The sequence below is a fragment of the Olsenella uli genome (genome assembly GCF_901212655.1).
Classification (GTDB): domain Bacteria; phylum Actinomycetota; class Coriobacteriia; order Coriobacteriales; family Atopobiaceae; genus Parolsenella; species Parolsenella uli_A.
Genome location: NZ_CAAKON010000045.1, coordinates 1 through 14,501 on the forward strand (window position 1 = coordinate 1; position 14,501 = coordinate 14,501).

Annotated in this window: 11 protein-coding genes; 3 read left to right on the top strand and 8 right to left on the bottom strand. The window is 60.7% G+C overall.

All coding sequences use genetic code 11. The features are described from left to right. The first annotated feature begins 300 nt into the window (after positions 1 to 300). A complete protein-coding gene (locus EFAMC2_RS08955; protein ID WP_154028749.1) occupies positions 301 to 714 on the top strand; it encodes a helix-turn-helix domain-containing protein in 414 nt (137 codons plus the stop codon). Between the two features lie 887 nt (positions 715 to 1,601). Here EFAMC2_RS08955 and EFAMC2_RS08960 read toward each other — a convergent pair. The 6 genes from EFAMC2_RS08960 to guaA form a co-directional block, all read right to left on the bottom strand. Beyond that, positions 1,602 to 3,668, bottom strand: a complete 2,067-nt coding sequence (locus EFAMC2_RS08960; RefSeq protein WP_154028751.1) for a DUF262 domain-containing protein — start codon at positions 3,666 to 3,668, stop codon at positions 1,602 to 1,604. 9 nt (positions 3,669 to 3,677) lie between these two features. Next, a complete protein-coding gene (locus tag EFAMC2_RS08965) occupies positions 3,678 to 5,033 on the bottom strand; it encodes a P-loop NTPase fold protein (protein ID WP_154028753.1) in 1,356 nt (451 codons plus the stop codon). 296 nt (positions 5,034 to 5,329) lie between these two features. Then, positions 5,330 to 6,151, bottom strand: coding sequence for a nucleotidyl transferase AbiEii/AbiGii toxin family protein (locus tag EFAMC2_RS08970; protein ID WP_222838583.1), 822 nt, complete (start codon positions 6,149 to 6,151; stop codon positions 5,330 to 5,332). Beyond that, positions 6,148 to 6,672 (bottom strand): type IV toxin-antitoxin system AbiEi family antitoxin domain-containing protein, encoded by a 525-nt coding sequence (locus EFAMC2_RS08975; protein ID WP_154028755.1) that lies wholly within the window; start codon positions 6,670 to 6,672, stop codon positions 6,148 to 6,150. The genes EFAMC2_RS08970 and EFAMC2_RS08975 overlap by 4 nt, the downstream gene beginning before the upstream one ends. 37 nt (positions 6,673 to 6,709) lie before the next feature. After that, the gene (locus tag EFAMC2_RS08980; RefSeq protein ID WP_154028757.1) at positions 6,710 to 6,985 is read right to left on the bottom strand and encodes a type II toxin-antitoxin system RelB/DinJ family antitoxin; all 276 of its coding nucleotides are present in this window, start codon (positions 6,983 to 6,985) and stop codon (positions 6,710 to 6,712) included. Between the two features lie 212 nt (positions 6,986 to 7,197). Next, positions 7,198 to 8,796 carry a glutamine-hydrolyzing GMP synthase gene (gene guaA, locus EFAMC2_RS08985; protein ID WP_154028759.1) on the bottom strand — a complete coding sequence of 533 codons (1,599 nt, stop codon included), beginning with the start codon at positions 8,794 to 8,796 and terminating at the stop codon, positions 7,198 to 7,200. A 316-nt stretch (positions 8,797 to 9,112) separates the two neighbouring features. Here guaA and EFAMC2_RS08990 point away from each other — a divergent pair, with 316 nt between their 5' ends. Further along, on the top strand, positions 9,113 to 10,618 hold the full coding sequence (locus EFAMC2_RS08990) for an LCP family protein (RefSeq protein ID WP_154028761.1): 1,506 nt from the start codon (positions 9,113 to 9,115) through the stop codon (positions 10,616 to 10,618). A 9-nt stretch (positions 10,619 to 10,627) separates the two neighbouring features. Further along, positions 10,628 to 11,776 (top strand): LCP family protein, encoded by a 1,149-nt coding sequence (locus tag EFAMC2_RS08995; protein ID WP_154028763.1) that lies wholly within the window; start codon positions 10,628 to 10,630, stop codon positions 11,774 to 11,776. Positions 11,777 to 11,938: 162 nt separating this feature from the next. Here EFAMC2_RS08995 and ychF read toward each other — a convergent pair whose 3' ends face one another. Beyond that, a complete protein-coding gene (gene ychF, locus EFAMC2_RS09000) occupies positions 11,939 to 13,015 on the bottom strand; it encodes a redox-regulated ATPase YchF (RefSeq protein ID WP_154028765.1) in 1,077 nt (358 codons plus the stop codon). Between the two features lie 160 nt (positions 13,016 to 13,175). Continuing rightward, positions 13,176 to 14,441, bottom strand: a complete 1,266-nt coding sequence (locus EFAMC2_RS09005) for a 4Fe-4S dicluster domain-containing protein (RefSeq protein ID WP_154028767.1) — start codon at positions 14,439 to 14,441, stop codon at positions 13,176 to 13,178. Positions 14,442 to 14,501: the final 60 nt, after the last annotated feature.

A 14,501-nucleotide genomic window follows, 5' to 3' on the forward strand; every position in this document is an offset into this window, starting at 1 on the left:
GAACGCGCCCGCGGATAACCACGCGCCCGTGCGCCTCCTGCTCGGCGTTTATCTTCCTGATCACCTCGTAGGCGCTGCCTTTCTTGATCCTCAGCAGTTCCGCGACCTCGTCGGCGTCCAGCATGTGCGGCCTCGGCGTCTTCGCCACCTTCTCGTCCATGGCTCCTCCAATCAATGGCGTACGAATACGTACGATTTACAGATTCAGAGTAAACGTACGAATCCGTACTGTCAATAGAATTGCGTACATTTGCGTACGCTGATAAGATATGCTGGTACGTAATTCCAGGAGGAGGGCTCATGTCCGTAGGCGAGAACATAAGGCGGTACCGCAAGTCGCGCGGCATGACGCAGGCGCAGCTCGCCGAGGCCGTCGGGCTGACCGAGGGGGCCGTGCGCCACTACGAGAGCGGCATCCGCGCCGTCAAGCCCGAGCTGCTCGAGTCCATCTCCGCGGCGCTCGGCGTGTCCGTCAACGCCCTCAAGGATTACGGCGTCGAGACCGCGAGCGACCTCATGTCGCTGCTCGTGCGGCTCGAGGACTCCTTCGGCATCGTGCCCGCAGCCGACGGCACGGGCCTCTCCCTGAACCCCAAGGCGCCGCACGCGCCCAAAGCCGCGATGACGATCGAGCTGTGGGCAGAGAAGCGCGCGCAGCTCGAGAACGGCGAGATCGACGCCGCCGAGTACGAGGACTGGAAAGCCTCGCTGTAGCGGCTCTTCGCATTTCGCAACCAGCGCAACCGAATCAGGACGCCAAGCTAGGCGGTGAGCTCCGCTCACACCTGAGTATGCTTGAGTTTTTACTCCCCATTGCATGCAAAGGCATTTTCGGCGCGCCTGGGGAGTAAATGATGCGGTGGCTTACATGGCGGCACACGGCGGTACGCCGCGGCATTTCCCCTGATTACTCCCGTTTTCATTGAGGTGGCGAGATTCTTTACTCCCCATTAACCACCTGGGGAAACGCCGTACGGAGACCGCAAAAATGCCCATTGAGTTCGATTTGAGTTTCACGGGCCCCGAAACGGCCCCGTTTCGCCCTCGGGGACAAAAACCGCGCGTCTACCCACTTGGGATAAATCCTTACTCCCATTCCTCCGAATACCGCCCCGTGCCTTGTCGTCTTGAAACACGGGGAGTAAATGGCGAAAGCGCAGGTGAGGGGGAGTAAAAAGACAAAGAAAAAGCCTCCGTTCCAACATGGGAACGGAGGCTCGATAATCGAGTTTACTCACCAATGTCGCTGGTGGCTTTGCCGTGACTCTCGTACGAAACGAAACTCAGCAGCACAGTGCGGCACTCAAAAATGCAGGCCAGAACCCTGTCAGCCTACTCCCACTCAATAGTTAAAAACTCTCTCCAGTTTGCTCCAGTTTGTCGCTGTTTGCTCCAGTTCGTCCTATTTACACCTGGTCTCAAAAAATGCCGCGAATCCATGGGGTCAAATCTGGGTCACGGGTTTCGGGGCGGGGCAGAGCGCTTTCGTGGGTCACAGTGGGTCACGATAAGTTGCGAGCAGCAACTATTGGCCGCATGGACATTATTTCAAGGTAGGGCAGGGTAGAGTAGAGAAGCCTCTACAAACACTCTCCTAGTAGCTACGATGGATCCTCAATCTTCGACTTGTATAGTTCGATCAGAAGCTCTGAGCAGTCAATGCCCGCTGCCTCAAAAACGATCTTCAGCGTTTCGATTTTCACATAAGTTGAGCTTCCAGGATTGAAGTAGATTCCCTCGCCAACTTTGAAGCAATAGTCGCTTTCCTTCCATGAGAAATACCTTCCCGGGAAGTCCGAGCCCTCAGGGACGAACTTATGGAAGACGACTGGATCACGCTCGTAAACCATAGAGAGGACGCCGCAGATCATGTCAACCCAGGTCTTCGCCGTGAAGCGGGAGCCCATGAAGCTGTATGCGGCGATCTGCCTGCCGGTAAACGAGAAATCATCGTCGAGGGCATGCTCCTCGTAGGCGTCGTTGCCCCACTCGAAGTCGGACTCGATGGGTGGCCAAAGCTCAAGGAACTTCCTCTTCATGAGCTCGTTGCGAGCCTTCAGCTGCTCCTCGCCCCAGGCCTCTTGCTGGCAGACGAAGCCGTTGATCCTGAAGCCTGACTGCTTGAAGCCGTTCTCCATATCTCGCTTCTCGGCAAAGCGCCTGTTGCTGTACTTGGAGTTGTATGCGGTAAGCGTAAGGTTCGCCATGCTGTTCAGCCACCTTGCGTGGATTTCTGCGAAGTCGTCGCCCAAATCCTGCTGCCAGCTTGTCGAAAGCGTCTGGGGCATGATGTGCTCAATGCTGAAAGACTCGTCGCGAAGGTTGTCGACAACGTTGACCCTCTCCAGGCTGTCTCCGTTTTCAAGACGATCGAAGAGATAGTACTTGTAACCCGCGATCCTGTAGAAGTCCCTCTTTTCGAACGCCTGCATGAACTCGTCGTCATCTGGGAAATGTCCGCTGCCCTCCTTGGAGAGGAGAACCTTGTTCAACACGTCAGGATACGAACCGCCGTCCTTGACGCCTCTCAGGACCTCGCTGTGCAGGGTCTCGAAGACCTTGTTGAGAGCATTGGTGGGAACCTTGCAGACCCAGCGCCTGAAAAGGTAGGTCTCGACGGATTTGAGCGCCTCGATCACCTGCTGGTCGCTGATTTCTCCACAGCATCTGTATTCGAACAGATTCAGAGTGAACGGGTTCATGACGCTCATGTCCAGCAGAATAAGTCGCCTCAAAACCGCATCGAGCCTATGGTTTCCGGAATCGGCTGCGTTGATCGCCTTGTAATGCTTTGAGTACTTAAGAAGCTCCTCAAGCAGGACTTTCGTATCGAACACTTCCGCTTTTACATAGTCCTTGAACACGGAATAGACCCTCTTGATTGCGGGGGTCTTCCTGCGGACGGCAGCAAGCCAATCGCGAGCAAAGGAGCTTACGTCGTAGCCGGTGTTCTTCTCGATCTCGTTCCAGTACTGCTCGTAGTATTCCTCCTGCATTTGGACATCGAGGCCCATAAGGATGAAGTTGCGGATCTTATCGCCCTCGTTGAGGTCGAGGCCTGTTGAGTTGAGGCTTTCGAAGATTCGCTGGGCGTCGTCCTCTTTGTCGAGCTTGATGTCGATGATCATCAGGCGCTCAATGGCGTCGCGCAGCTGGTCGGCTGTTAGCTCTGTCTTGTCGATTCGGCCGCAGAAATAGATGAAATTCTGGGTTACGTTGGAGTCCTGGATGAACTTCTCTGGGTCGGCGGAGTAGATCGCCTCAAAGGCGGCCTGGTCGTCCTTGATGAGCTTCAGCTTCAGCTTTCGCTCGGACTTATGCCATTTGTCGATGAGATATTCCTCGTTGATCATGTCGGCCAGATTGTCGTCCTCGGAGGCGATGGCGCCTTCCCTGAGCTTGCTCACAAGCGCAAGGAGAAGTAGGTAAGATGTGGTGATCCTTTGCTGGCCATCGATGACGATGCGTGTGTCGGGGCCATCTGCCTTGGAGACGATGCTTCCAAAGAAATGACTCTCTACGCCTTCGGAAATGACATCCTCGAGGTCGTCGAACAATTGCTTGCAGTTTTCGATCTTCCAGTCGTAGTTGCGCTGATAGACGGGGATTACGAACCTGGTCTTTGTACCCTCGAGAAGATTCAATAAATATCGTTCTTCGCCTTTCATCTGCTACTCCTAGATAATCTTTGCTAAACGCGGGAGCGAGTCAAATCCCCAGCTTCTTCCAATAACCTGATAGGAATTTTGATATTTAGAATTGTTTCTGTCGTTGCACCAAATCCTGTAAACCAAGGCTTCGAGGAGTTCGTGCCTTGCACCTACCTTGTCTTCGTCGGAAGGAGTCTTTCCCTCCTCGAACTTTATATACGACCCCCATGTTGCATCCATGAAATCCATCGCCGCTTCGCTTTTAGAGAACGCATGATAAAGAGGCTCAATTTCAAATTTCTGAACCACGGAGGCAAACGCGTCGGCGTCAAATACTTTCAAGGCGAGCATAATCGGGACCAGGCCGGCATCGGCAAACGCTCGAACCCAGTCGTTTTCAAATCCATCGCGGTTCTCCAATACTAAAGGGCGAACTCTGAAAAGCTCAGTCAGATACCTGTTGGCGTCCCTCATCGTCATTCCGTATGCTTCTGCAAGCTCATACGCAATTACGTCAAAGCGGTTGGAGGTTTTTATGAAACCGTTCGCTTCTAGCTGCTTAAAGCTATCGACCTTTCTTAGAGGGATAGTCAGATCGTAGAAACGCGACAAGTAACGTCGACCGTCAAAACCTTGCCCATACATTCCTTCAACAACATGTGATAGTTGATTGGCGTTGACCGAATACACGATGATTACTCGATCATCTGTAAACAGATTCTTCAACTGCTCGAGCACCTTCATTGCAAAAGAAGGACGGCAACGATCGAGCTCATCGACAATGAGAAGCAATGTGTTGGCTTTTTCGGGGAGAACTACATCCACCAGGTTTGAAACAGAGGACCTTAGCGTCTCTCTGTCACGATAAGCCTGGATTAAATCTCTGCCCGAAAAAGCGTCTCTTAAAGAGCTGGCTCCGCCATGTCCAAAGACCCCCAATATGGCGTCGAGTGTTCTGGCAATCTTTTCACCAGCTTCGGTGTCGCTGCGAAAAGAGGCGCATGCATCGCCTTGGAGGGCTATAGATGCTGCAATCGAGGGCAGAGGATCATCCCAATGGTCATTTTCCCAAGCGTTGTAGTATACGGGCAAGAAGCTGTTCAGCTCCGTATAGGGTGCAAGCTCGCAATTGTTGTCAAGCAATCCGTCGAGGTCTCCGTGAGACTCAAGAGAAGGATTAACCTCTTCAAGGATGCAGGCCACCTGTCTAACGAAGAATGTCTTCCCGCTTCCCCAATCGGCGTCGACGAACAGGGAAAACCCGCCTTCGATGGATTTGAGTATCCCGGCAAACTCGGCGAGATCTCCATTCCTCCCGAGGGCGTCGTTATGCAGCAGTTTAACAAGGATGTCGCGTGTAGGTGCTGAATCGATTCTTCGCATGTTACTTAACCTAATCCCACTCAATAGTTAGAAACTATCTCCAGTTCGTTCCAGTTTGCCTCAGTTTGTCCCACTTGCATCCAGTCTCAAAAAATGCCGCGAATCCATGGGTCAAATCTGGGTCACGGGTTTCGGGGCGGGGCAGGGCGCTTTCGTGGGTCACAGTGGGTCACGAAAGCTGGCGAGTGGGCTCTCAAGGTGTTTTGATTGCATGGCAAGAGAGAAGCAGCAGGCAGGCCCCGTTCCTGCTGCGCGCTTTCCCCAGGCCGGCGCCGCCCGTCCGCTTCCGCCCGAGTCTACCGGGCGTCTTCGATCCTGGCGACGAATTCATTGGCCCACCGAATCGCCTCGTCAACATTCTGGAGCACGGGCAGCCCCTCTGCGAGGGCGGCGTACATCTCATCCCATCCCTTTCGCTTGGCAATGGCCGGCGGCCAGGCCTGCGCCCGCCTGTAGGAGAAAAGCCTCCGGCAGGCGGCCCTCGCAGCCGTAAGGTCAACCTCGGCTCTGGCGTCGATCAGCTGCAGGTCGATGAGATCGCGGGCCCGATCGCCCGGGCCGGAGACAGCGTGGAGCTTCTGGGCGATCTGGTGGTCGAGCGGCATGAGGGGAGCCCTGCCGGGCGCGGGGAATCCCATCGCCTCGAAGAGCTCGCCGGCGTCCGCCAGCTCGGCCCAGTCTGGCGCGTCGGCGTCGCCTATCTCGTTGTGACCGACCTCGAGCGGCACCGTGCACCAGGGTTTCCCGAGGTAGTCCAGCTTGACGTCGTACGGCTGCATGACGTACTGCTCGGGGATCCCATCGGGCGAGGCCGGGTCCTTTTCTACCACGCGGCCGGAGAACCCCTCCCAGCCGGAGCGGAGCCTCGAGTCGAGCTGGGCGGCGTAGGCCGCGGGATCGGTCGCCGTGGCGGTGTCCAGGTCCGTGGTGAACCGCGTGTTCTCCTCGCCGAAGCGCATCTTGAGCGCGCTGCCGCCCTTGACTACCCCGTCGGGGAGCATGCTCGCCACGATCGCGTTCGCCATCACGGTGCGCGCCCTCACGAAGTCCTGGGGCGCGCCCCCGCAGAGCCTGCGTATCGCGTCGTCGAGATGGCGCATGCTGTTGGGCCTCTTCACCGGGCTATCTCCTCCTTGATCCGCTCTTCCTCCTCTTTGGTGATGTAGCCGCGCGCGAGCGCCTCGCACGCGGCCTCGACGGCCCGGTCGGCCCCCATGGTCTTCGAGGCTGCCGCGATGGCGGCCGGCAAGGGCTGGCAGGCGACGCCCTCCAGGTAGACGGGGGCCGTCCCGCCCATTCGCTCCAAGGTGACCCCGGGGCCCAGATTGCGCCGGCAGCGCCTCGGCGACGCGAGGCGCATTTTGGCAGGGTCCGTCGGCGCTAGCCCCAGCAGCGCCACGACCGACTCTCCGCAGAGGAAGGCCCCTTCGCCCGCCGCCTTCACGGCGATGGCATAGGGCGCCTGCGGCTGCGATGGCCAAATGGGCATGCGGTACACGCCGCGCGCGACGCGCACGAGCTTCCCCAGCTTTTCTTGCTGGACCATCTCCGCCCTGGACATGCCGAGCTCGGCCGCCTCGGCAGAGGTGATCAGGCCGAAGTCGTCTACCGCCTCGTATATGTCGTCGATTTTAGCCATGCCGAAAGTATAGCGTATTTACTATACTTATGACCTATCAAAAGTATGCAACCACGAGATGGCGGCTGGCGTAGCCGCAAGGGCGCTGCGGCGGCCGACGCGATGGGCAGGTGCGCTGCTTTTCCATGCTCTCGCTGCCTCGCTCGACGGCGGTCCTTGCGGTGACCTCGAAGGGTATCCTCTGCTCCCTCGCGGCCTGCTTGAGGAACATGTTGATCGCCTGGGTGGTGCTTATGCCGAGCTTTGAGAACAGCTTCGCCGCGTCGTCCCTCGTCTGCCTCTCCATGCGTACGGTGACGTTGACCGTCTCCATGCGGACCTCCCTGCCTCGTGTGTGCGCAATACGGCGATTGTACGCGCGGCAGGCGGTCTGTTCCTGGAATCCGTCATGGCGTGACGGATATCCGTCACGTGGCGACCGGGAATATGCCGTGACCCGCTCCCATACGCAAAGATAGCACCCATGATGCAGTGCGCCATGGGTGCTATCTAGGATGTCATGCACGTATGTTGCGCGTATTCCCGTTATTCCCACTCGATCGTCGCGGGCGGCTTACTCGTGATGTCGTACGCCACGCGGTTCACGCCCGGCACCTCGGCCACGATGCGGCCGGAGATGCGCGCAAGCACCTCGTAGGGCAGCTTGGCCCAGTCGGCCGTCATGGCGTCGGAGCTCTCCACCGCGCGCAGGATGATCGGCCGCGCGTAGGTGCGCTCGTCGCCCATGACGCCCACGGACTTGATGTCCGGGAGCACGGCGAAGTACTGCCAGCAGGAATGCTCGCTGTTGCGCTCGCCCGTCACCTCGAAGAGGCGCGCGTTGTAGGCATCGAGCTCCTCGCGCACGATGGCGTCGGCGTCCTTCAGGATCGCAAGCTTCTCGGGGCTCACGGCACCGATGATGCGGATGGCCAGGCCCGGACCCGGGAACGGCTGACGGAAGACGATGTGCTCGGGCAGGCCCAGCGTCAGGCCGAGCGCGCGCACCTCGTCCTTGAAGAAGTGGTCGAGCGGCTCGATGAGGTCGAAGTGCACGCCCTCGGGGAACGGGATCAGGTTGTGGTGGCTCTTGATGGTGCTCGCCTTGCCGCCCGTCTTGCGCGCGCCACTCTCGATGATATCCGGGTAGATGGTGCCCTGCGCGAGGTACTTCACCGGACGCCCGTCGGTCTCGAGCTGCTGGGCAACGGCGAAGAACTCCTTCCAGAACTGCGTGCCGATGATCCGGCGCTTCTCCTCCGGCTCCGTCACGCCGTCCAGCAGCGCGGCATAGCGGTCCTCGGCGTGCACGTGGATGAAATCGACGTCGAACTGCTTGGTGAAGACCTCCTCCACCTGCTCCGGCTCGTTCTTACGCAGCAGGCCGTGATTCACAAACACGCAGGTCAGCTGCTTGCCAATGGCGCGCGAGCAGAGCGCAGCCACCACGGAGGAGTCCACGCCGCCGGAGAGCGCCAGGATCACGCGGTCCTCGCCCACCTGCTCGCGGATGGCGGCGGTCATGCTCTCGGCCAGGTTGTCCATAGTCCACGTGGGCTCGAGCCCGCAAATGTCGAACAGGAAGTTGCTGAGCATCTGCTGACCGTGCTCGGTGTGCTTGACCTCGGGGTGGAACTGCGTGGAGTACAGCTTCTTCTCCGAGCACTCCATGGCGGCCACAGGACACACGTCGGTGGAGGCGGTCACGGTGAAGCCCTCGGGCGCGCGCGTCACGCTGTCGCGGTGGCTCATCCACACCGTCTGCTCCATGGGCGTGGCATTGAAGAGCGCCGAGCCGCCGTCGCGGGTGAGCTTGGCGGGACCGTACTCGCCCACCTCGGAGTGAGAGACCTCGCCGCCAAGCGCCACGGCCATGGTCTGGTGGCCATAGCAGAAGCCCAGCACGGGCACGCCCAGGTTCAGCACCTCGGGGTCGATCTTGGGGGCATCCTCGGCATAGACGCTCGCCGGACCGCCGGACAGGATGATGGCGCTCGGACCCTCAGCGGCAATCTCGGCCGCGGTTGCGTCACACGGCATGATCTCGGAGTAGACGTGCAGGTCGCGCACGCGGCGGGCAATAAGCTGGCCGTACTGGGCGCCAAAGTCGAGAACGATGACCTTCTGCTGGGCGGCGTTTGCCATGAATCCTCCAGGGGACGCGTTGGAAACGTAAGGCCGCGGCCTGCGGCCAGTGCTTAATCATACGACAAGGAATGAGCGGGCACGAAGCCCAAACCAGCCTGATAACGCCCTTGTATCGCGTTGTTCCTGTGGACGTTGGCCCGCAAAAGCGCAGATGTGGCATCACGCGCGTTTGCTCAGCTTACTATAAGGCTTCATGGATTGGTGCCACGCGAGCCCCGCATCTCTCATTTGGGCGAGGGTCGCTGCGCAAAAACGTCAAACGCCACACCCGCCGCACGGCGGATACGAACGACCAAAGACGCAAGGAGCTGGAATGCCTAAACGCAAGGCGGCCACCAAGGAACAGGATAGCGCAAACACCTCGGCCGAGGAGTACTCACGTTCGAGCTCCGTCGACCGCTATTCGAGTGCCCGCAAGAAGCGCGGACGCCGCGGGGGGCTCAAGATCTTCCTGGCCGTCCTCGTCGCGGCCTTCGTTGCCATGGGCGGCGTGGCCCTCGCCTACTTCTCCAACATCAACAGCAACCTCACCAAGGGCATCGACTCCGCCCTGCGCGGTACGCTCAAGGAGACTCAGGCGGGAGAACCGTTCTACATGCTGCTTCTGGGCATCGACAAGAACCATGACCGCGTTGAGAGCTCCGAGTACGGCGCCAACGACTCCGCCTACCGCACCGATACCATCATCCTCGCCCGCATCGACCCCACGGACAAGCAGGTGACACTCGTCTCCATCCACCGCGACACGCTCGTGGACTTTGGCTCCGACGGCGGCAAGGAGAAGATCAACGCGTCCTACTCTATCGGCGCGGCCAAGCAGGAGGCCGGCGAGGACACGAGTGGCGCCGCCTACACGGTGCAGACCATCTCCAAGTTTGCCGGCGTACCCATCTCGCACTACGCCGAGATTGACTTTGACCAGTTCTGCAACATCGTAGACACCATCGGCGGCATCGAGGTCAACGTTCCCGTGGACGTCTATGACCCCGAGTACACCGGTGCCGACATCAAGGCCGGCTGGCAGACCCTCAACGGCGACAACGCGCTCAAGCTTTGCCGCGCCCGCCACGCCTACGACAAGTACGGCGACGGCGACGTCTACCGCGCCGCCAACCAGCGCATGGTCATCGGCACCATCCTCAAGAAAATCCTTCAGAGCGACATCGGCACCATTACCAATAGCGTCAACACCCTCTCCAGCAGCGTTACCACGGACCTCTCCGTAACCGACATCCTTACGCTGGCCACGCAGTTCCAGGGCTTCGACATGGCCAAGGACCTCTACTCCGGCATGGAACCCACGGATTCCAAGTACGTCAACAACACGTGGTACGAGATTTGCCAGACCAGCGCCTGGCAGAAGATGATGAAGCGCGTGAACCAGGGCCTCTCCCCGTACGAGAGCGAGAACGAGGACACCACCCTCGGCTTCGCCGGCTCCGGCACCGCCACCAAGAACGAGGGCGCCTCCACCACCTCCAGCTCCACCACCGGCGGCTCCTCTGACGCCGAGACCGACTACTCCGGCACCGTGGAGGTCCTGAACGGCGCCGGCGTCTCCGGCCTTGCCGGCCGCGTGGCCTCCACGCTCAACAGCAAGGGCTTCGAGGCCACGAGCGGCACGGCCGACAGCTACGACTACTCCACCACCCGCATCATCTACGTGGGCGAGGAGAACAAGGCCAAGGCGCAGGCCGTTGCAGACACGCTTGGCCTTAGCACCGTCAAGAAAGACGACGGAACCCACGCCGGCGAGGCCAACGTGGTCGTGGTGCTTGGCGCCGACATGGCCGACGGCACCGTCGTCTCCAACAACTAGGTGCCCGCCATGGAGCCGCACCGTCAGAGACCCCAGGTCGTCTCGCGTCGCGAGGCGTCCGACGTCAACCGCTACCGCCAGATGCGCCAGGACCGCGAGGGCCGCCATTCCGCCGTCGTTGGCCCGCGGCGGCGCGCCAACGACGGATACGGGCCAATGCGCGGCGGCAACGCCGGAGGTGGCGGGCGTGGTCTCAAAATCCTTGGTGGCGTGCTCGTGGCCCTGCTCGTTGCTATCGTGGGCTTCACCTTCGTGGTGAGCGGCAAGCTCGGCTCTGGCATTGACGCCGAGACGCGCGCCGCGCTCACCCCCAGCCTGCCTGGCAAGCCCTTCTACATGCTGCTCGTGGGCACCGATAAGTCTGCGGAGCGCGAGGCCACAGACGCCACGGGCGGAACCTACCGCACGGACTCCATCATCCTCGCCCGCATCGACCCTCTGGGCGCCAAGCTCACGCTCGTCTCCATTCAGCGCGACACGCTCGTGGACCTTGGTAACGATTACGGCAAGCAGAAGATCAATGCCTCTTACACCTTTGGCGGTGCTCCCCTGCTCATCAAGACCGTCTCCGAGCTGGCTGGCGTCCCCATCTCCCATTACGCCGAAATAGACTTCGACAGCTTTACGAGCGTGGTTGACGCCATCGGCGGCATCACGGTCAACGTGCCCATCGACCTCGACGATGACCTGGCAGGCCTGCACATCAGCGCCGGCGAGCAGACCATCGATGGCGCTACGGCCCTCGCCCTCTGCCGAGCGCGCCACGCCTACGACGCCTATGGCGCCGGCGACTACTACCGCACGGCCAACCAGCGCATGGTGCTGGGCGCCATTCTCAAGAAGGCGCTCTCCGGCAACCCAGCCTCCCTGCTGGCGACCATCAACGCCGCCGGAGACTCCGTGAGCACCACGCTCTCCGGCTTCGACATCCTGCTGCTGGGCATCAGGTTCCTTGGCTTCGACATGAGCAAGGACCTCATGAGTGGCCTCGAGCCCACCACGAGCTCCTACATCAACGGCACGTGGTACGAGCTGCTGGACACCACCTCCTGGCAGGCCATGATGAGCCGCGTCGACCGTGGTCTCTCCCCCTATGCCAGCGCCTCCGACGATCCCACCGCCAAGCTAGCCGGCAACACCGGCGCCATCTCAAACTAACGGGCGGCGGCTCCGGGAGCCTAGGGCGAGGCGATGGGGGCCCAAAACAGCGGAAGGGCGCTGTCCGATATCCCGAAGTGAGGGGCTAAGGGACTTTGCGAAGCAAAGTGACCCCGAGCGTAGGGATATCGGGCGGCGCCCGTCAGGTTGATTCGGCTCGAACTACACGTTGAATCGGAAGTGCATCACGTCGCCGTCCTGCACGATGTAGTCCTTGCCCTCCATTCGAAGCTTGCCGGCCTCGCGCGCGCCCTTCTCGCCGCCAAGCGACACGTAGTCATCGTACGAAATGACCTCGGCCTTGATGAAGCCGCGCTCAAAGTCGGAGTGGATGACGCCGGCCGCCTGCGGGGCCGTGGCACCCACGTGCACGGTCCACGCCTTGACCTCCATCTCGCCAGCCGTGAAATAGCTCTGCAGGCCAAGCGTCTTGTACGCGGCACGCGCGAGCACGTCCAGGCCACTCGCCTCGAGGCCCAGGTCGGCCAGGTACTCGGCCGCCTCCTCGGCATCGAGCTCGGAGAGCTCCGCCTCTACCTTGGCGCAGATAGGCAGCGGGGTGATGCCGTCGATGGGCGTAAGCTCCTTGCCCAGGGCATCCTCGTCCACGTTGGCCACGTAGATGATGGGCTTGAGCGTCAGCAGGAAGAGCTCCTTGGCGGCCGCGCGCTCGTCGTCGGTCATGTCCATCGTAGCGGCGCGGTTGCCGTCATTCAGCCACTCGAGCAGACGCTTGGCAATCTCGAACTTAGGCATGAGCTCCTTGTCGCGCTTGGCCTCCTTCTCGAGCTTGGGAAGCTGCTTCTCGAGGGTCTGGATATCGGCCAGGATGAGCTCGGTCTTGATGGTCTCGGCATCGCTCGCCGGGTCAACGAACTCGTCGGAGCGATTGACCTCGCGCATGACGTTGGGGTCGGTGAAGTAGCGAACAACCTCACAGATCGCATCGGTCTCTCGGATGTTGGCCAGGAACTGGTTGCCGAGGCCCTCGCCCGCGCTCGCGCCCTTTACGAGGCCGGCGATGTCCACGAACTCCACCGTAGCCGGCACGATTCGACCAGGGTTCACGATGTCAGCGAGCTTCTGAAGGCGACCATCCGGCACATCCACGATGCCCACGTTGGGGTCAATGGTGGCAAACGGATAGTTGGCCGCAAGGCCGCCCTTCTTGGTGAGGGCCGTGAAGAGGGTCGACTTGCCAACATTGGGCAGGCCAACGATGCCGATGGAGAGAGCCACGGTAGTTCCTTTCGTACTGGTTTTTGCACACCGAGCATACCGCCCGGGAGGGTCGCTGAGAGCCAGGAGGGGGAATTACGCCCCGCACCTTGAGAGTTTGGACAAACATGGGGTCTGGCGTGTAGGCCAGGCGGCAGTGGCGGGCCCGCGCACGGGCCCGCTACTTGTCGAGCTTCTCGAGGAAGTCAAGCCCCTTCTTGAGCTGGGCCATGCCCTCCTTCTTGAGGCGGGCAACCTCTGCCTTCTGCTGTGCCTCGCGCTTCTTGCGCTCGACCTCCTCCTTGTCGGGCACCACCAGCTCGGCGGCATCGTAGCGCTCATAGGTGAGAGCACCCTCCTTGCAGGCCTTGAGGCAGGCCCCACATTCGACGCAGTAGGCAGACTCGACCTTGAAGAAGGCGCCATCCGTGATCTCGCAGGCACGCGAGGGGCAGGCATCGGCACAGGCGCCACACAGGTTGCAGCGCGCCGGGTCGCACACCGGGCGCTGGGGCTTGAGGCGCACCGCATACTTGGGATGCTTCTGGAGGGTCGTCAGCATCAGCTGCCTGCGCTGCATGAGCACGCGCCGGCGATGCGTCACCGTAGGCGTGGTCTCGCCCTCAAGCACGCGGGTGATGGCGTTAATGCGGCGCGTGTTCTCGTCCAGCACGCGAGTAATCGAGCGTGCCACGGCAACGGCAGGGTTCACCGTGCCAAGCGCGGCTATGCCCTGCTTGGCGATGCTGTCTAGGAACTCCTTGCGCTCGAAGGCATGGTTCTTGGTGTGGTCGAGGTCGTGCTCGCTCACCTCGAGGCCCATACCCTTGCCAGCCCACTCCTCCGCCTGGCCGATGGACTCCGCCAGCGTGTCCTCGCCCGTCGTGTTGCGGCAGCGGTCGCAGATGCCAAGCGGCAGATAGACCGAGACATTGGGGTAATCGGAGAGGATTGCGTACCAGACCTCCGGCGGCACCGCGCCCACGCAGGGCAACACCACCTCGTTGCCCGCAGGAATGTGCCCGAGCGCGCGCGTGCAGGTGACGTAGGCGCGCTCGAATGCCGTGGCCGCGCGGGCAATGCGCTCGTAGAGTTTGCGGGGCGTGATCTGGGCTGCCGTAAAGCACTCGCCAGGGCAGACGCTCGAGCACAGGCCGCACTTGCGACACGCATCCGAGATGTCGATGTAGCCTTCGGTGAGGTCGACCGCCTTGACGGGACACACGTCCACGCACTTGGTGCACATGGAGAGGTCTTTGGACTGACAGCTCATGCACGAGGAGACATTGGCGCGCGGGCGCTGCTTGTAGTCCGCCGGGTTCCAGGTCTGCACCTCGTCAGGATTTGCCGCAAGGGCATTCGCGACATCGTTGACCGGGTTGGAGAGCGCCTGCCAATCGCTCTTGATGTCGATGAGCTCGTCGATGAAGTCGCGCTTCTCAGCCATGTCTCTCCTTCGGGCAACAAGCTTGCCTTTGCCACCGGCGCTAACGTGCGGCAAGATGCC